General features: G+C 40.2%; 18 protein-coding genes and 1 pseudogene. 9 read left to right on the top strand and 10 right to left on the bottom strand.

All coding sequences use genetic code 11. The features are described from left to right. Window positions 1–39: 39 nt before the first annotated feature. Together ALFOR1_RS03850 and proB are read right to left on the bottom strand one after the other, a co-directional pair. A complete protein-coding gene (locus tag ALFOR1_RS03850; RefSeq protein WP_104642123.1) occupies window positions 40–1,014 on the bottom strand; it encodes a GGDEF domain-containing protein in 975 nt (324 codons plus the stop codon). Between the two features lie 97 nt (window positions 1,015–1,111). Next, entirely contained in the window at window positions 1,112–2,215 is a 1,104-nt protein-coding gene (gene proB, locus ALFOR1_RS03845) for a glutamate 5-kinase (protein ID WP_104642122.1), read from the bottom strand. A 117-nt stretch (window positions 2,216–2,332) separates the two neighbouring features. Here proB and ALFOR1_RS03840 point away from each other — a divergent pair, with 117 nt between their 5' ends. Continuing rightward, complete coding sequence (locus tag ALFOR1_RS03840; RefSeq protein ID WP_058547517.1) at window positions 2,333–3,322, top strand: DMT family transporter; 990 nt, start codon at window positions 2,333–2,335, stop codon at window positions 3,320–3,322. Here the strand turns inward: ALFOR1_RS03840 and ALFOR1_RS20430 are convergent. From ALFOR1_RS20430 to pdsO, 3 genes and pseudogenes are all read right to left on the bottom strand, one after another. Continuing rightward, window positions 3,322–3,756: pseudogene (locus tag ALFOR1_RS20430) on the bottom strand (class GN sortase); the annotation flags it as partial. The gene ALFOR1_RS03840 and the pseudogene ALFOR1_RS20430 overlap by 1 nt on opposite strands. Before the next feature lie 62 nt (window positions 3,757–3,818). Then, a complete protein-coding gene (locus ALFOR1_RS03835) occupies window positions 3,819–5,840 on the bottom strand; it encodes a marine proteobacterial sortase target protein (protein WP_104642120.1) in 2,022 nt (673 codons plus the stop codon). 46 nt (window positions 5,841–5,886) lie between these two features. Continuing rightward, window positions 5,887–6,618 (bottom strand): sortase-associated OmpA-like protein PdsO, encoded by a 732-nt coding sequence (gene pdsO / locus ALFOR1_RS03830; protein ID WP_104642119.1) that lies wholly within the window; start codon window positions 6,616–6,618, stop codon window positions 5,887–5,889. A 202-nt stretch (window positions 6,619–6,820) separates the two neighbouring features. Between pdsO and pdsR the strand changes: the two genes are divergently transcribed. The 3 genes from pdsR to ALFOR1_RS03815 all read left to right on the top strand — a co-directional run bounded on the left by pdsR (window position 6,821) and on the right by ALFOR1_RS03815 (window position 9,962). After that, on the top strand, window positions 6,821–7,510 hold the full coding sequence (gene pdsR / locus ALFOR1_RS03825) for a proteobacterial dedicated sortase system response regulator (protein WP_058547516.1): 690 nt from the start codon (window positions 6,821–6,823) through the stop codon (window positions 7,508–7,510). After that, window positions 7,510–9,645: a proteobacterial dedicated sortase system histidine kinase gene (pdsS, locus tag ALFOR1_RS03820; RefSeq protein ID WP_104642118.1), complete on the top strand. Its 2,136-nt coding sequence runs from the start codon at window positions 7,510–7,512 to the stop codon at window positions 9,643–9,645. The genes pdsR and pdsS overlap by 1 nt, the downstream gene beginning before the upstream one ends. A 152-nt stretch (window positions 9,646–9,797) precedes the next feature. After that, window positions 9,798–9,962 carry a hypothetical protein gene (locus tag ALFOR1_RS03815; protein ID WP_165491309.1) on the top strand — a complete coding sequence of 55 codons (165 nt, stop codon included), beginning with the start codon at window positions 9,798–9,800 and terminating at the stop codon, window positions 9,960–9,962. 4 nt (window positions 9,963–9,966) lie between these two features. Here the strand turns inward: ALFOR1_RS03815 and ALFOR1_RS03810 are convergent, their stop codons facing one another. After that, a complete protein-coding gene (locus tag ALFOR1_RS03810; RefSeq protein WP_104642117.1) occupies window positions 9,967–11,226 on the bottom strand; it encodes a multifunctional CCA addition/repair protein in 1,260 nt (419 codons plus the stop codon). Window positions 11,227–11,359: 133 nt separating this feature from the next. On the opposite strand from ALFOR1_RS03810, the gene ALFOR1_RS03805 reads away from it, so the two are divergent. Further along, window positions 11,360–11,587: a hypothetical protein gene (locus tag ALFOR1_RS03805; RefSeq protein WP_104642116.1), complete on the top strand. Its 228-nt coding sequence runs from the start codon at window positions 11,360–11,362 to the stop codon at window positions 11,585–11,587. A 15-nt stretch (window positions 11,588–11,602) separates the two neighbouring features. Here the strand turns inward: ALFOR1_RS03805 and ALFOR1_RS03800 are convergent, their stop codons facing one another. Genes ALFOR1_RS03800 through ALFOR1_RS03785 form a run of 4 tightly spaced genes read right to left on the bottom strand, consistent with a single transcriptional unit; the run spans window position 11,603 to window position 15,470 of the window. Then, complete coding sequence (locus tag ALFOR1_RS03800; RefSeq protein WP_104642115.1) at window positions 11,603–12,103, bottom strand: DUF1543 domain-containing protein; 501 nt, start codon at window positions 12,101–12,103, stop codon at window positions 11,603–11,605. A 10-nt stretch (window positions 12,104–12,113) separates the two neighbouring features. Next, window positions 12,114–13,460, bottom strand: coding sequence for a sigma 54-interacting transcriptional regulator (locus ALFOR1_RS03795; protein ID WP_104642114.1), 1,347 nt, complete (start codon window positions 13,458–13,460; stop codon window positions 12,114–12,116). Between the two features lie 2 nt (window positions 13,461–13,462). Continuing rightward, window positions 13,463–14,011, bottom strand: coding sequence for a hypothetical protein (locus ALFOR1_RS03790; RefSeq protein ID WP_104642113.1), 549 nt, complete (start codon window positions 14,009–14,011; stop codon window positions 13,463–13,465). A 1-nt stretch (window position 14,012) separates the two neighbouring features. Next, window positions 14,013–15,470: a sensor histidine kinase gene (locus tag ALFOR1_RS03785; RefSeq protein WP_104642112.1), complete on the bottom strand. Its 1,458-nt coding sequence runs from the start codon at window positions 15,468–15,470 to the stop codon at window positions 14,013–14,015. 313 nt (window positions 15,471–15,783) lie between these two features. Here ALFOR1_RS03785 and ALFOR1_RS03780 point away from each other — a divergent pair, with 313 nt between their 5' ends. The 4 genes from ALFOR1_RS03780 (at window position 15,784) to ALFOR1_RS03765 (ending at window position 16,925) form a co-directional block, all read left to right on the top strand. Further along, window positions 15,784–16,017: an EF-hand domain-containing protein gene (locus ALFOR1_RS03780; RefSeq protein WP_058547157.1), complete on the top strand. Its 234-nt coding sequence runs from the start codon at window positions 15,784–15,786 to the stop codon at window positions 16,015–16,017. 23 nt (window positions 16,018–16,040) lie between these two features. Beyond that, the gene (locus tag ALFOR1_RS03775; RefSeq protein WP_058547156.1) at window positions 16,041–16,268 is read left to right on the top strand and encodes an EF-hand domain-containing protein; all 228 of its coding nucleotides are present in this window, start codon (window positions 16,041–16,043) and stop codon (window positions 16,266–16,268) included. 174 nt (window positions 16,269–16,442) lie between these two features. Then, window positions 16,443–16,679, top strand: coding sequence for an EF-hand domain-containing protein (locus tag ALFOR1_RS03770; protein ID WP_058547155.1), 237 nt, complete (start codon window positions 16,443–16,445; stop codon window positions 16,677–16,679). 9 nt (window positions 16,680–16,688) lie between these two features. Beyond that, window positions 16,689–16,925: an EF-hand domain-containing protein gene (locus ALFOR1_RS03765; protein WP_058547154.1), complete on the top strand. Its 237-nt coding sequence runs from the start codon at window positions 16,689–16,691 to the stop codon at window positions 16,923–16,925. Window positions 16,926–16,931 lie beyond the last annotated feature (6 nt).

Raw genomic sequence — 16,931 nt, 5'->3', positions numbered from 1 at the left:
CAACAATTTAAGGAGCCAGATTTTAGCACAAATTTACAATCAAAAAAGCTCAATGCTGTTATCTACTTGTTGTTGGAAGTTTACGCCTAATTCATTATAAGAAGTTACTCTGTTTCGGCCATTATTTTTAGAGTGATATAGGGCTAAATCTGCTTGGTTAACAATGCTTGAAACCGTATCAATACTGGCAAGTTCTAAAAAACCACAGCTAATGGTGAGCTGCCCTACTTGCGGAAAAGGATACTCTGCAACATTTAAGCGTAATCTGTTAAGGGCAACACGCGCTTCGGTCTCTGTTTTAGTTTGAAATAATACCGCAAACTCTTCACCACCGTATCTAAATACGTAATCCTCTAATCTAAAGTTATTTTTTAAAAGCCTTGCCACTAACAAAATAACCTCATCGCCAATTACATGTCCGTAGTTATCATTTACATTTTTAAAAAGATCAATGTCGGCAATGGCTAAATACCATCGACGCTTATTTGAAACCTCACTTCGTGGTTTTAAAAAGCCATTACCTGAAACTATTTCAATTACTTTTTTGTCAAATGTTTGCCTATTTAATAGCTCTGTTAACGGGTCTAAGCGCGATTTATACAAAAGCCCGAGTTGATTAGCATAAATATTTAAAATATGAATAGCCAACGCGGTTATGCGTTCACTTAGTGCATGCTGAGTTTCTATTAATAAAACCCCCATTACTTCGCCTAAGTGATAAACAGGTAAGTAACTTCTAATTACGTTGCTACTGCGGCTTACTCGTATTTTATTCTGAGAAACCTTATGAAGAACCAATAAGGCTTCTGTGGGAGATAAAGCTTTAAGGCTACTGCTGGTGTTAATTAATGTAGGAGGCAATGGCCTCGAAATATGTTTATTTATGTATATGGCAAAGTGCTTGATTTCGAGTAAATCGGCAATAATTTGAATAAGAGCAGTGTCTAAGTCGCTTTCCTCTTCTTGCTGTGTAAGCTTAACAATCCATTCATGCCCGCAACTATTCGCCTTCATTAAAAATGCCTAAACTGTTTATTATCTCAACAGTTTAGACAAAATTATCAGTTTTGCTAAATTATTAGCAACACCTTATTCCCATACTAAAGTAGGTTTAAAATAAGACTAAATCGTCTCGGTGTAATACCTCTGCTCCTGTATCGTAATCGAGTAAATTGCCTATTTGATTTGAATGCGCTCCTTTAATTTTATTTACCTCAACACTGCTAAAGCGTGTTAGGCCACGTGCAATAACTTGGTTATCGACATCAATTAGATCTATTAAGTCGCCTCGCTCAAAGCGACCAAATGCACTTGTAACTCCTTTAGAGAGTAAACTTGCGCCTTTGTTTTGCAGTGCTGCAATGGCCCCTTCATCAATCATTATTTGGCCTGTGCTTTTAGGCCCTGCCATTAGCCATTTTTTACGGCCATCTTTTGGCGCACTAAGCTTTAAAAAACGCGTCCCCGGTAATTGCTCACTCATGCATTTTAAAATAACGTTGTTTCCAGCACCTTTGGCAATAATAACCTCAACCCCTGCGCGCCTTGCTATATCGGCAGCTTGGAGTTTTGTGGCCATACCGCCGGTGCCTAAGTTTGTCCCACTGCCACCAGCAAGTTGGCGAAGTTCATCGTTTATGTGGGTTACTTCGTCAATTAGCTTTGCATCAGCATTAGTGCGCGGGTCGCTGGTAAATAAGCCTTCTTGGTCGGTAAGTAGCAATAACTTGTTGGCATTAGCCAAAATAGCTACAAGGGCCGATAAGTTATCGTTATCGCCCACTTTAATTTCGCTTGTAGCGACTGCATCGTTTTCGTTAATAATGGGCACTACATCGTAATTTAATAATGCGGTGAGTGTATCGCGAGCATTTAAATAGCGAGCGCGATCATCTACATCCGCTCGGGTTAGTAACATTTGCCCTACGTTAATACCATATAAAGCAAATAAGCTTTGCCAAATATGGATAAGTTGGCCTTGCCCTACTGCCGCTAACATTTGCTTATCAATCAGGCTTCGGCCACAGGGTTTAATAAGTTGCTCACGACCTGCTGCAACAGCGCCGCTTGATACTAAAATGACTTGGTGGCCTTGTTTTTTAAGCTCACTACACTGGCGTACAAGTTCAACCATGTGTGCTTTGTCTAATTTATCGGTGCCACCAGTAAGTACACTTGTACCAAGCTTTACAACTATTACCTGTTCCCTTTGCATTATTTTTTACTATTAAAATTTTTAGATAATTTAACTTATACCAGCTCGGTATTTTTGAACAAGTTAAAATTATTCATGCTAGGATCGCATTATATTTTATTGTTTAAATTACCCGCTATGCCCGCCAGTTTATGTTTAATTATTGCCACCTTTTTATGGGGCAGCTCTTTTATTGCACTTAAGTATGCTATTGCCATTTACGACCCCGCATTAGTGATATTTTTGCGCATGCTGACCACGTTAGTTTTATCGCTCTGTTTATGGCGTTACGTTATTCGATTTGAATATTTAAAAGGTGACTGGAAATATTTACTGGGAATGTCGCTTGCTGAGCCTTGCTTATACTTTTTATTTGAAGGTCATGCAATGGAGTACACCTCAGCCTCGCAGGCGGGTGTTATTGTGTCGTGCTTGCCTATTATTGTGGCGTTACTAGCGTTTTTAATGCTTAAAGAGTACATAAGTAAAGCCATTGTTGTCGGTTTTACCTTGTGTATTGGCGGCAGTATTTTACTTACATTACTCTCTCCTAACTCCGAGCAAGCACCTAACCCACTACTCGGTAATTTTTTAGAGCTCATGGCCATGGTGTGCGCTGCTTTTTATACCGTTAGTATTAAACATTTAGCAAACCGGTACTCCCCCATTACCCTTATTGCACTTCAAGGTATTAGCGGTAGTTTATTTTTTGCGCCCTTTTTATTTTTTATCGACTTGCCAAGCGAAAACCAACACGACTTAACCGCACTTATGAGTATTTTATATCTAGGCTCGTGCGTCACCCTTGGAGGCTACGGCATGTATAACTACGCCATTAGTAAAGTGTCAGTATTAACTGCGGCAGCATATTCTAATTTAATCCCTATATTTACGCTTATTTTGTCAGCCATTATTTTGGGAGAAGTACTTAACGTTTGGCAATGGCTAAGCATCTTTGTCGTGTTTATTGGTGTAATGATAAGCCAGCGTCATCAAGAACTAGTGGTTGATATTCCACTTAGTGAATCTGGCGAAGATATTAATGCAGATACTACTTTATCTGGCATTAGTTCAGCTGAAACCAATAGCCTTAAATCAGTACCAGCAGCTAGTGAATCAAAAGGGTAACAGGTGAGTAAATAAAGCCCCGACTTTTGTAAAAACTCATGTTGGGATTGATGAATCACTTCTATCCCCGTTACTTTATAAACTTGTATTTCTGCGCTTTGCAATTGCAAAGTGAACATTTCACCCACTTTAGCGTGTTGCAAAAATGCAAAGTGGGTGTCGTTATGCCCCGCGATTAACGCACCTTTTGGATTACCGTGCGCTTTACCACCAAGCTCTCCGGCGGGTAAAAATTGGCTTGGGGCAAATGCCAAATTTCGACCGCTTGCCCCCGCCAATACAGTCAGCGTTTTATTATGCTTAGGCCAATTAAGCTGTGCAGTTACAAAGTTGTCGGCGTAAAACCAAGGTTTTACTTTAGCGCTTGGGGACTTTAGTGCTTCTTGCCATGCTTGCTCAATTAATACTTGAGCAAGCCATGCCTTTGCTTGCATATAAACACCATGACCAAATAATCCAAGCCCAGCAATTAATAAGCCTGTACTTAGCCACTTTTTCATTTATGTTCCTTACTTAAATTAAGCCCTCGGTTTATTTTAAGCGCGCCACAGCTAAGTAATAAAATACAGCCGAGTAATATATGTAACCTACTTTGCCCATCGGTTTGTGGTAAGCGCATAGCCAGGCCTTGTGGCGCTGTGTTTTTAGCTAGTGCGGTTTGCTTTGCTACGTCTTTAATTTGAGTGTGTTCAATAGCTATAAAAGCAGTAAACGGGCTCAGTAATTGATGGGCGAGAGCCAGGCTTTGTACTTCGTCCTTTACTTCGTTTTGCTCATTGTATAAAAGCAGCGACTTAATTTTTTGACGCGCCCATAACTTATCAATCCCTTTTGCATTTGCACTATTTTGTGCACTTAATTTAATACTTAATGGGCCTTGTGCGGTTTGCCCAGCAAGTACCACATTGTTTGTTTTATCAAGCTTTATAGCCACCATAATTGGTTCACCAAAGTATAAATCGGGTAAAGGTGATGGCCAAAAATCTAAGCTATTACCGCTTTCATCACTTAGCGCTAAATTAGTAATAGCCGGGTGGGCGAGCTTATCAAATAGCTGCTGCATTTTAGGCTGCACCTCATTTTTGCTGCCAATAAAAGTAAATGATCCTTTGCCTATATCAGCAGCGCGGCGCATAAAAAAGCTATTAGGTGCACTGCCAATGCCTACAGTAAATAAACGGCTATCGCCTAATTTACGCTGAATGTTTTTAAATAAAGCATCTTCGTTACTTACGCTGCCATCAGTTAAAAATACGACTTGGCGTACAAAGCCTTCAAAACTACTGCCATCAAGGACTGCATTAAGCGCACCTTGTATTTCGGTGCCACCATCGGCCTCTAGGCTGTAAATAAAGCGCTCTGCGCGGCGCAAATTAAAATCGCTGGCAATAAGTGGCTTATCACTCATTGGAGTAACCACGTTATCAAAGCCAATAATATTAAAACTGTCGTCGCTATCGAGTAACGAAAGCGCATAAAACAAGGCCTTTTTAGCTTGTTCCATAGATTGCCCGTGCATAGAGCCTGACGTATCTACAACAAATACCATTTCACGAGGTAAGCGCTGCGTTTGTACAAAGTGATCCCCCGGCGGCATTAGCATTGCAAGCCCATACCTGTCGCCATTTTCAAACTGCTGGGTAAAAAATGCCGCCTGAGCGCTTTCTTTTTGAAGCGGTTTAAACTCAAGTACAAAGTCGCGGTTTATGGCATTTTGCTCATTTAATGCAACGGTATATTGGCCAAATGCAGGGTTATGAATATCTACGTTATGAAATTTAGAGTTTATATCCACCAGCTCTAAACCTACGTCTATATTTATATTTAAGCTAAATTTGCTATTAGGCGTATCGCCGTGGCTTTGCGCCGCGCTTTGTATACTATAAACCGGGCTTAACCAGCCGTTTGGCGCCGAATTAAATGCTGTTCTTTCGGTATTACTTTGCTCAACTTCACCACTAATCGCGTGATAACGCGGTGTAATAGTCGTCGGAAAACGAATCGCAAATGTACCGCCGCTATAATCAATTATCTCTTGATACTCAAGTTCAACAACAACCTGCTCGCCAGGGCCAATATTTGCTACGTTAGTAATAAACATATTAGCGCGTTGCTGGCGTACTAGAGCCGCTTGTTTACCTGCTTTTTTAGCTGCGTGGTATTTTTTTTCAGCCTCTACTTTTTTATCTATTTGCCCTTTAATCACGCGATCCCCAATGTGCATGGTCATAGCATGTACTGCACTTTCATCAGGCAGCGGAAAAACGTAACGGGCGTTAACCGCAAACGGGTTTTCGTTTTGATAAGTTTGCTTAACTACCACATGGTTAATTAAGCCTGTTAGGGTCATGTTAGCGTCACTTTTTAAAATAATGGCTGGCGCTAAAGGTGCGCCGCCACTGTCAAAAAGCTCAAGCTTGGGTGATTGTGCATGGCTATTAAAACTTACCAGCAGCACACTCACTAAAAAAATAAAAATGCTTACTTTAGTAAGCATTTTGGTTGGGTTACTCAACATAAAATCACTCCATCGAACGCTTAGCTTTACATAAATTCGGTTTGGTTTAGTTACTCGCCGTTTGGCCATTTACAATATTCATTGAGCGAGTGGTAAGCGTTACGCGTCTATCAAAAAAGTTGTCTTCAACTGTGTTGCTACGAGCTAATGTTTGCTGCTCGCCAAATGCTTGTGTGCTTAAACGTTTATGGCTAATACCGTGCTTTATTAAGTAACTTTGAACTGCATTTACACGCTTTTTAGACAATAATAAGTTGGCTTGCTCGTCGCCACGTTGATCAGCAAAACCACTTAAATCAAGCGCCAGTTGTGGCTGGTTATTTAAAAGTGTGACTAATTGATCAAGCTGCTGTGCAAAGTGCGGCGCTATAACACTTGAACCCGTTTTAAATTGCACTGTCATGGCAAGTAGGTTTTTTATTTGTGCTTGGGTTAATTGCTCATTTTGATTGGCAAGCACTTCTAACTGCTGCTCAAGCCTATTGTTATGGTTAAGCACGTGCATGTAGTCGCTGGTTTTTTCCTGCATAAGTGTAATTGCTTGTTGCTGCTGGGCTATTTTGTCATCGGCTACTTTAGAGTCACCAATTAAGCCCCCTGCAAATGCGCCAATAAATGCCCCAACAGGCCCACCAACAACACCACCAATAATAGCGCCCGCACCTAAACCAATGGCGGTTTCTTTATGTGCTTCTTTAGAAGGCGTGTTAGCAGTTGATGCAAATGCAGGTGAACAAACACTGGCTACTAGCGTTAATGCGATTAATGTCTTCTTCATGGTAGTCCTCTTGAACTTGTTTTAATTTGTGATGTTTTGTTTTGATGGGTGTATTAAAACAGTCGCAAGTGGCAACAAAGGGGAGCAAAAATGGCAAACCGCTGAGCAATTGTGGCAAAAAAATGGCAATTGCCTTTTTAACCGTACACAGCTTAAAAACTTCGATATAGTGCAAAATAAGTTAGATAGGATAATGATAGAAATGAAAAAAATAGCCATCATTGAAGATGAAACTGCAATCCGCGAAAACTATATTGAAATGCTTAGCGCACAAGGTTACCAAGTAAGTGGCTTTGCAGATCGCGCCAGCGCAGAGATTGCATTTAAAGACGCCCTACCCGATTTAGCCATTGTTGATATAGGCTTAGGCCACGAAATAGATGGCGGTTTTTTGCTTTGCCAAACCTTGCGTACGCTTTCTAAAACACTGCCTATTATTTTTTTAACCGCCCGCGATAGCGAAATAGACACAGTATGTGGCCTGCGTATGGGCGCCGACGACTACCTAACAAAAGATATTAGCTTGGCACACTTAGCTGCGCGTATTGGCGCGCTATTTCGTAGAATGGAAGCCCTTGAGCAACCTGCCGATGCCAATGCACTTATAACCCGTGGGCAGCTGGTGCTCGACACGCAACGTATGCAGGTATTTTGGCAGCAGCAATTAGTTGATTTAACGGTCACTGAGTTTTGGATGTTGCACTCACTCGCGCAGCGACCAGGGCATGTTAAAAGCCGGAACGATTTAATGAGCGATGCAAAAATTTATGTAGATGACAGCACCATAACCTCACACGTAAAACGTATTCGCAAAAAGTTTATGGCACTTGATAGCCACTTTGACTGCATAGATACCGTGTACGGCATGGGTTACAGGTGGGAACAACACTAATGCTACGATTTGGCCTGCGCAGTAAATTTATATTACTTTCGTGCTTTTTGTTTTTACTGCCGTGGCTTGGCTACGAATACGTATGGGAAATGGAAAAGTTTTTACGCCAAGGCCAAGAAAAAACTCTGGTAGGTACTACTCGCGCACTTGCCACCGCGCTGCATGAGCGCCCCGCACTCTTTGACGAGCAAACCAACTTTTTAGATCAAATAGTAAAAGGGCGCGACTTATATGCGTACAATCTTAAAAATCCAATTCAACTTGATGGAAAACTGGGCGACTGGCAAAGTTATCAACCACTCTTTTGGCAATACGATAAACGCTATTTACAAAAAGCAAACAAGGAGCATAAAGCTGAGGATTTATCGTTTGAGCATATGGTGGGTAAGTTTGATAATTACTTATATGCGCTATTTAAAGTAACCGATAACACATTAATTTACCGTGCAAAAAACAGCTTAAGCATTACCAATAACGATTATTTAAAAATTGGATTAAAAACCCCTGACGGCCAATTTAATACATATATTATTGCGCCGCGCCAAGATGGCTGGATCAATGCGTTTGATGCCAACACCAAAATACCGTTTACAAAAATTCAGGGGTATTTTGAAAGTACCAAATCAGGTTATAACGTAGAGCTGCGCTTTCCTATAGAGTTACTTGGTAATAAACTTGGCTTTGCCATTGTTGATGTAGATAGTAAAAATGCATTGGCAGCACCTAAAACTATGTCGACTTCAAACTTAAATAACCCAAGCGATTTAGGCTCAGTGCTTGTACCGTCTCCGGAAATTAACCGCATTTTAAAAGGTATGGGCCACAGTGGCAGCCGTATTTGGGTGGTCGACAACCACCACCGTGTGTTAGCACAATCGGGAACAATTCAAAATGCCGATGGCGTATGGGCCGATGGCCTTAAAAATCAAGCACCAAAAACGTGGTGGCAGCGCTTTGAGCAAAGCTATTTACACCCATTGTATTATAAAATTTTAACCCGCCCAGAAAACGAATTTTTAGACACCCTACACGATGTAGCATCAATGCAAGGCACCCATTTGGCAAAGGCCTTAAAAGGCCAGCCGGCATCATCGTGGCGATTAACGCCTGATAGCAAAGCCGTTATTTTATCGGCAGCATACCCTATTTGGATTGACGATAAAGTCATAGGCGCAGTAATTGCTGAGGAAACCACAAATGGCGTACGCACGCTACGTAATAAATCGCTCGAAAAACTCTTTAACGTTATTTTAGCGGTGATGCTCATAGGCACCGTAACCTTGTTCTTTTTTGCCTCTCGAATATCGAACCGCATTAGGCGATTGCGTGATACCGCAGAGCAAGCAATTGACGCCCAAGGCCGTATAACCGGCAGCATTAATTACAGCGATGCTAATGATGAAATTGGTGACCTCTCTCGTAGTTTTTCAAACATTGTTAGTCGACTTGGAGGGTATACCGACTACTTAGAAAATATGTCGTCGAGGTTATCGCACGAGCTACGTACACCGGTTGCCGTGGTGCGCTCATCACTTGAAAACTTACAAAGTTTGCCACAAAACGAGCTTAGCCAAAAATACCTAGAGCGTGCCAGCGAAGGCGTTGAACGTTTAGGTAAAATAATTACCACCATGAGCGAGGCCACACGCCTTGAACAAAGTATTCAAAGTAATGAGCCCGAGCCATTTGATTTACAAAAGGTAATAAGTGGCTGCATGCAAGGCTATCAACTTACCTACCCTGAACAATTGTTTAAGCTCGATATATGCCAAAGCCCACTGCCCATGCAAGGAGCTCCTGAGTTTATTGCGCAACTGCTAGATAAGCTAATTAATAATGCGTTGGAGTTCAGTGAAGCAAATACGGCTATTAATGTAAGTATTAAGCAGAGCGAAAATAAAGCCATATTAGTGGTAAGTAACATAGGCCCCGCCTTACCAGAGGGGCTAACTGAGCATATTTTTGATTCTATGGTGTCAGTACGAAGCCAGCAAATGCAGCAACAACCACATTTAGGTTTAGGGCTTTATATTGTAAGGCTGGTGTGTGACTACCATAAAGGCAGCGTAACTGCGCAAAACAACGAACAGAGGGATGGCGTAATATTTAAAGTAACCCTCCCGCTGCAAGGATGATATACATATAAGGGCGGCTATTTTATAAGCCGTCCTTATTTTTTGCACACCGATTACAATTTAGTACAACTTCAAATGTAACTATTCACTTTTAATTCAGTCGAATGACCATACCCTACATCATATTAAAGTATTAAATTTAAGGATTACCCATGAAACCATCACTAGAGCGTGAAGAACTAGATTTTATTTTTGACTTATACAGGCCCTCTAAAAAGCCTGAATCTGAAAACGTTAAGCCAAAAAGTGCTAATTACAAAGACTTAAGAAAACCCGAAACAGCTAAAAACCAAGGTATATCGCAGTATTTAGTTTAGATAATTAAAGCACTCGCGTTTCATGTTTTTCATTTTGTAAAAATGATTTTATACAGTTTATTTCTGCCAGCTTTACCTCTTCGCCTATTTCTGGGCCTTTTTTGCCATTTTTAAGTGCATTTTGCACTATCTGCTTTTTATCCATTTTTTGTAGTTCGCTAAAAATTGCTCGCAGCTTAGTTGCTTGCGGGTATGGCTTATCAACAAGTGCTTCTCCGCGCCCTTGCGCATCGCATTGGCAAGCTTGAGTAAATGCAATAAATCGCTCAGGGTGCACAAGTGCGTTTAAATTAGTCACGATTAACTTATGAATAGTTTGCGCCCTTAACTGATCAACCGTGTGACACAAAGTATGATTGTCGCTAGTGAGAACACCAATATCACGAAATCGGTTGGGTACTTTTAAACGCTCACAAAATTCTTCAACTACAGTTACACCTTCGCGCTCATGGCCACGTAAATTACCGCGCTTTTTAAAACTCAATGCTTTACCAAAATCATGGGTAAGTGCAGCAAAACGAGTCTCAAGGTTAAAATTCAAATCGGCAGCGCGCCTTAAAACCAGCATGGTATGTATAAATACATCGCCTTCTGGATGATGATTCGCTGGCTGCGGCACACCCTCCATTCCCTCTATTTCCGGAAAAATACCTAAGCCATGCAATGCTTTAAAATAAAGTTCTGGGTGTTTTTCGCCAAGGGCCTTTTCGGTTTCAAGCCATACGCGTTCGGGCACTAAATGATTAAGCTCACCTTTATTTTTAAGCTCTCGCATTAATGCATAAGTACTTGGATGAATACTCCACTGGCTGCCATAGCGCGCCAAAAAACGCGCAATGCGTAATACACGTACAGGGTCTTCTACAAATGCTTGTGTGGTGTGGCGCAATATTTTGTTTTGTAAATCACTTTGGCCATTAAATGGATCAATAATGCTGCCATTTTCGTCAAGTGCCATTGAGTTAATGGTTAAATCGCGCCTTGCTAAATCTTCTTCAAGGGTTACATTTGGGCTGGCATCAACCACAAAGCCGGTATAGCCTTTACCGCTTTTTCGCTCAGTACGGCCCAGTGCATATTCTTCTTTTGTTTTTGGGTGTAAATAAACTGGAAAGTCGCTACCTATTGGCACAAAACCAAGTGTCTCCATAGTTTGTGGCGTCTCACCTATCACTACGTAGTCGTTGTCTTTTGATTCTATGTTTAGTAGTTGATCGCGCACTGCGCCGCCAACAAGATACACCTTATTTAAGCTACTTTTCACTTTATTCCCAATAACACTTGCCCAATTGTTTGACACTAATCATATCATTATTTAAAAAATTCTGCGGCGTTTGCCAAGCTCGAGTAAGCTCATTACAATGGCGCATTATTTTTAAGTTGCAGCCTCACATTCAATGAAAAACCATTCATCAAAAAAAGAACTTATGTTACTCCCCATTTTATTAGTGGTTATTTTAATGTGCGTGGCGGGTCATTTTTTACTGCAAGCAAACTTTCAAGACAGCAACTTGGTTGAGTACATGTTGGCAGCACTGCCATTTGCAATGTTTGGATTAGTTATTGTGGCATTTAAAATGGCAGCTAAAAACGAAAAAGATGAGCAAAGCGAGCAGGACTCTTAGTCCTGCTTTGCTGATTTAAAGTACATGGTAGCCAAACCAGTCTGGCTTTATTGTTTGAGCTTGCCCGCTTGGGGTCAGTTTAATATTTAATTGGCTGTCGAGTAGGTCAATGGCAAAGCAGTCATCCACATCGTGTAAATCATCTTTATGAATATGGCTAAGGCCTGCGAGCAAATCTCTTTTAGCACGTTGTTTGGCCTCATTGCTACTACTTGCAACATACAGTGCAAAGTCGTGTTGCTCAGCCATAGAGTCACTTCTATAAGCGCCTAAATTAACAAAATAAAGCTGCTTATTTTGCTCAACATAGGTATTAACTACTTCTACTTTAAAGCCATCAATATGGTTTATAGCCATAAAGCTATCCATATGGACGCTACTTTTATCGCCCACCCATTGGCTTTTTAACTTTGAGTAGGTTTGATCTATATTCTCCCCTACTACAAAGCGAATATCGTGCATTTCTATGTGGCAACCTTGGATTCGCCCACCTAAATACACCATAAATAACTGCATTTGCTTACCTTTATAAATTATCTACATCAATATTGTGTTTTTTAATCAGTTTATAAAAGTCTGAACGGTTACGTTTAGCAAGCTTTGCGCCTTCGGCTACATTGCCACCGGCCATTTTTAAAGTATTGATTACGTAGTCGCGTTCAAACTCTTTTTTAGCGTCGTTAAGTGATAACGGCTCTACATTTTTTTCGTTACTATTAAGGGCTGCCAACACTAAATGTTCTGATATTACTTCGCTTGGCGTTAATGCAACAACTTGCTCTACTACGTTTTGCAATTGGCGAATATTACCTGGCCAATCGAAGCGTACAAGTGCATGCATGGCATCGCTTGCAAAACGTTTTTCGCTTTGATTCATACGTTTGGCAATACTTGCGCTAAAATGCTGTGCAAGTAAGCTTATGTCTTCACGGCGCTCATAAAGTGGCGGTAGTTTTAAGTTAACAACATTTAAGCGATAATATAAATCTTCCCTAAATTGCTGATTTAAAATCGCATCCGGTAAGTTTTTATGAGTTGCAGACACGATTCGCACATCAATAGGAATTTCTTCTTGAAAACCCACCGGCCGAATGGTTTTTTCTTGAAGTACTCGCAGTAACTTAACTTGTAAGTTAAGTGGCATATCACCAATTTCATCTAAAAATAACGTGCCGCCCTGCGCTTGTTGAAACAAACCTTGGTGATCTTTCACAGCGCCTGTAAATGAGCCTTTTTTATGGCCAAATAATTCAGACTCTAAAAGTTCCCCTGGTACAGCGCCGCAGTTAATAGCCACAAATGGCCCTTCGCTTACATGACTATGTTGGTGAATCGCCTGTGCAAGTAGCTCTTTACCTGTACCGCTTGCACCAGAGATCAGCACATTAACTTGTGTTGGCCCAAGTAATTTTACTTGCTCAAGCAAATGCAGCATAGCCCCGCTGCGTGTCACAATATTACTTTTTGGAATAACTTCATCGGCGTTAACGCCATGTATTTCTATAGCTTTTGCAAGGCTGTCGAATAGCTCGTCTTTATCTACTGGTTTTGTTATAAAAGCAAAAATACCTTGTTTAGTGGCTTCAACCGCATCAGGAATAGAGCCATGAGCTGTCATCATAATAACGGGCAATGCTGGGTAGCGGCTTTGCAGTTGGCGATGTAGTGTCATGCCATCCATTTCATCCATGCGCAAGTCGGTTATTACCGCATCAAACACTTGGTTTTTGAGTATTTGCAGTGCCGTAATACCACTTTCGCAAGTAGTTACTTCATAGCCTTTAGACTCGATACGAATAGCCAGTAATTTTAATAAGCTGGCGTCGTCATCAACTAATAATACTTTTGCGCCTTGCGGCTTTTGTTCGGCCATAATTACTGCTCCTTGGTATCTTCGCGCAATAAAAGTTGCTGCTCTATAGTTGCTAATGACGAGAGGGTTTCTTGCATTTTATCATTTAGTGCTTGTTGCTCTTTTTTAGCATTTATTTGCATTGTTACTTGCTGCTTTTGCAGCCATAAATATTGCTTTATATCGTCAGGCCAAAAGTAAGCTAAATCGAGCTTTAGTAATTTACTCATAACCGCATTAGGATCAGTATTTACGTTTAAGCACATGTATTTAAAAAAGTGTTTAAGTTCTGTCTCACCTAAGTAAGCTTGCTTAACCGGCGCAACTTTAAATCCGCCACATTGATTAGCATGCCAAGCAATAACTTGCTCTGCAGGTGGATAGGTTGGTTCGCTTTTAGGGCGTGCTTTTGGGCTAGGCAGTGTGCTTTTATTTTTTGTTGTTGTGGTGGTATCAACTACTGGCGCAGGCGAGGACACCACACTTTGTTGTTGTGCGTTATTTGTTTCACACCCAGATAAAATAATAGTACTGCTCAGCACACATAAAATAGCCATTAAACGCGAGCGCATGCTAGTTAACTCCTTGATTTATTGTTATGGGAATTTTTATTAAAAATTGGCAACCATGAGGCTCATTATGCTCAACGCTTAATTTACCCCTTAACTGCTCTACTGACTCTTTAACTATGGTTAAACCTAAGCCACTGCCTTGCAGCGTAACATCTTTATTATGTTTACCTTGGTAAAATGCGCCGAAAATCTGTGTTTTTTCTTGCTCTTTAATACCGCAGCCATGGTCTATCACTTTTATATTTAGCTGGCTTTGCTCAAGCGCTAAATCTATAGCTACGTGCTGCCCTTGCTCTGAAAACTTTAAGCCATTTGAAATAAGCTGTATTAAAATCATTTCTATTAATTCACTAGGCAAAGCAAGCGGTTTATTTGGTAAGTTATTTTGCCACTGAAGTGCTTGATTTCGGGCACTTAAACGATGTTCAAAATGACTATTAATTTTGTTAATTAAATAGCTAAACTCTACTTCACTTAAACTATCTTTGCTGGTACGAATTGCATTGTAACTAAGTAGGCTATCAATCATGGTTCGCAGACGCACCATTGACTGACTAATCAGTTCAAGTACTGCTTTTTGCTCGTCGGTTATAGGGCCGACAATTTCATCACTTAAAAGGTCAGTTCCTTCGACCATTGAAGCAAGCGGTGTTTTTAGCTCATGTGTTACATGGCGTAAAAAAGTGTCTTTTTGCTGTTCAAGTACATGCAGCTGCTCTTGCACCCACTGCAGCTTATTACCAAGTTCAACTAACTCTGCTGAGCCATGAACGGCTATTTTTTGCTGCCAATGCCCTTGCCCTAATTTATCGATTACTGAAGTTAAGCCTTTAAGGCGCTTACTAATACGCCATAAAAAACCGCCGCCCACAATTAGAGTTAGCGGAATAAGTGCCACCAGCCAATTTATAAATGAAGACTGCAATGAAGAAAGCTCATTTTGATTGTTCTTTATTTGCTCTGCATTTACGTCGCGAAGCCATATGGTCAGCTCTGCAACTAAGTCACTAATAGGTAAAAATAAATCTGCTTGCTGCTGTTTTTCTTCTACTAATTGAGTATGAGCAGTTTGTAAGGTGTGTGCTAAGCGTTGCCAATTAGCGTTGTAATCGGCTGATGAGCTAAATTGGGTTAACTCATCAATACTTTGCAGCGATGTTTGCCATTTATCTACAATTAGATTATCAAGAGATTCACTTTTTAAAACCCAGTTTTGCCGAGTCGCACGCTCTAAACTATTGAGCTCTTGCTTTAAAGTATTGAATGATTTGGTAACGTGATAATTGTCACTGACTATTTGCTGAGTAACGGCGAGTTGTTTATTAAGTGCATTTAAAAACACAATTACCACTAACGAAAGTGGTAATAAAGATAACAACATACTTATTACAAACTGTCCGATTAAGTTAGGGCGCCAATTAAGTAATGCATGGTACTTTTTAGCCATAGTTGCAGGCATTGTGTTTAGTCCTTTGCTTTTTAGTATCTATTATCAGGCTTTTACCTTATACACTAGCTGAATCAGTAATTATATTTAATACGTTCAAGCCCTATTACGCCTTAACTGTTGCCAAATGGCAACAACGTAAGCTATTGATATAGTAGCCATACAAAGCAATGCAGTTAAAAGTGTTGCAAAAATCACACAAAGCTCTGTAAAAATTTCTTACCTTAAGATCAAAAAACAAATAAGCAATTGATTATTAACAAAAATAAATATTGGCATTGTTTTTGTAGTAGCTAATCTAAATTTATTTAATAAGGAAATAATTATGAACAACCGCTTTTTAGTGATCTCATCATTAGCTGCTTTAGGCTTTTTAAGCGCAAGCGCCTTGGCAATGGACGTTCAAGCCACTTTTAATGAACTAGATAAAGACAGCAACGGTACTTTAAGTGAAGCCGAAGCTGGTGAAGACGCAGTGCTTCATGAGAATTTTTCGCAAATCGACACCAACCAAGATGGTCAGTTGTCGCTAAACGAATTCAAAAAGTTCATTCAATAACTCATTAAATAAGGAATGTGATTATGAAACAACTTATAGCCGCTTTTTCGTTAATGTTTTTAGCCATTAGCGCAACCGTATTGGCGTCGCCAATGCATGTTCGCTTTGCTCATTTAGATAAAGACATGGACGGACAAATTACACTTGCTGAAGCAAAGCAAGACAAAGAAGTAATGAGACAATTTTCTGATTTAGATGAAGATGACGATGAAAAGATTTCAAAAAAGGAATTTGAAAGTTTTAAGCCATAACTCGCTTTAGTTAAGTTTTATTTAAGCTTGTTACAGGTAAAGTTGAATTAAAAGCATTTGCCATAATCCCTGAGGGAGTGTGTAAACGGATTTAATGTTGGGAGTTAAATTACGGCAAGTGCTTTTTCACTATTTTAATAGCTCATTTTAAACACATCTTTTGGAAGGAATACCATGAAGATACTTACATTTGTATCAAGCCTATTTTTGCTTTTTAGCTTTAATGCCGCTGCACTTGATGTAAAACAACGCTTTGATCATCTCGATAGCAATAAAAGTGGCTACCTAACCCAAGATGAACTTGAACCTCAACCGCAACTTTTGAGCACGTTTGTGATGTGGGACAAGAACCAAGATAACCAAATTTCGTTAGTCGAATTTAAAAATTATCTCACCAATAACCTCTACTAAGTGATTTGTATGAAAAACATAAGCTATATGGCGCTCTTCGCGTTTAGTATTTTTAGCGCAGCTACCTTTGCAGCCAACAACAATATTGCAGAGCAATTTAAAAAATTAGATAGAAACAAAAATGGCTTTTTATCTCGAGCAGAAACTGCAATAGATCCCGCCTTATGGTCACGTTTTGCAAGCTACGATAAAGACAAAGACAGCCGACTTTCACTTAGCGAATACGGCATATATGCAAGTAAGTAATAATTC

The sequence above is a fragment of the Pseudoalteromonas carrageenovora IAM 12662 genome, assembly GCF_900239935.1.
Lineage (GTDB): Bacteria > Pseudomonadota > Gammaproteobacteria > Enterobacterales > Alteromonadaceae > Pseudoalteromonas > Pseudoalteromonas carrageenovora.
Note: the sequence above shows the minus strand (reverse complement) of the source record. Positions and strands in the feature narration are given on the sequence as shown.

Bases quoted from the DNA above. Each gene is read 5' to 3' on its own strand.
- proB (WP_104642122.1), bottom strand. From the start codon at position 2,215: ATGCAAAGGGAACAGGTAATAGTTGTAAAGCTTGGTACAAGTGTACTT.
- pdsR (WP_058547516.1), top strand. From the start codon at position 6,821: ATGAAAAAAATAGCCATCATTGAAGATGAAACTGCAATCCGCGAAAAC.
- ALFOR1_RS03795 (WP_104642114.1), bottom strand. From the start codon at position 13,460: ATGGCCGAACAAAAGCCGCAAGGCGCAAAAGTATTATTAGTTGATGAC.
- ALFOR1_RS03770 (WP_058547155.1), top strand. From the start codon at position 16,443: ATGAAGATACTTACATTTGTATCAAGCCTATTTTTGCTTTTTAGCTTT.
- ALFOR1_RS03800 (WP_104642115.1), bottom strand. From the start codon at position 12,103: ATGCAGTTATTTATGGTGTATTTAGGTGGGCGAATCCAAGGTTGCCAC.
- ALFOR1_RS03785 (WP_104642112.1), bottom strand. From the start codon at position 15,470: ATGCCTGCAACTATGGCTAAAAAGTACCATGCATTACTTAATTGGCGC.
- ALFOR1_RS03765 (WP_058547154.1), top strand. From the start codon at position 16,689: ATGAAAAACATAAGCTATATGGCGCTCTTCGCGTTTAGTATTTTTAGC.
- ALFOR1_RS03850 (WP_104642123.1), bottom strand. From the start codon at position 1,014: ATGAAGGCGAATAGTTGCGGGCATGAATGGATTGTTAAGCTTACACAG.
- ALFOR1_RS03840 (WP_058547517.1), top strand. From the start codon at position 2,333: ATGCCCGCCAGTTTATGTTTAATTATTGCCACCTTTTTATGGGGCAGC.
- ALFOR1_RS03835 (WP_104642120.1), bottom strand. From the start codon at position 5,840: ATGTTGAGTAACCCAACCAAAATGCTTACTAAAGTAAGCATTTTTATT.
- ALFOR1_RS03780 (WP_058547157.1), top strand. From the start codon at position 15,784: ATGAACAACCGCTTTTTAGTGATCTCATCATTAGCTGCTTTAGGCTTT.
- ALFOR1_RS03790 (WP_104642113.1), bottom strand. From the start codon at position 14,011: ATGCGCTCGCGTTTAATGGCTATTTTATGTGTGCTGAGCAGTACTATT.
- ALFOR1_RS03775 (WP_058547156.1), top strand. From the start codon at position 16,041: ATGAAACAACTTATAGCCGCTTTTTCGTTAATGTTTTTAGCCATTAGC.
- ALFOR1_RS03815 (WP_165491309.1), top strand. From the start codon at position 9,798: ATGAAACCATCACTAGAGCGTGAAGAACTAGATTTTATTTTTGACTTA.
- ALFOR1_RS03805 (WP_104642116.1), top strand. From the start codon at position 11,360: ATGAAAAACCATTCATCAAAAAAAGAACTTATGTTACTCCCCATTTTA.
- pdsO (WP_104642119.1), bottom strand. From the start codon at position 6,618: ATGAAGAAGACATTAATCGCATTAACGCTAGTAGCCAGTGTTTGTTCA.
- pdsS (WP_104642118.1), top strand. From the start codon at position 7,510: ATGCTACGATTTGGCCTGCGCAGTAAATTTATATTACTTTCGTGCTTT.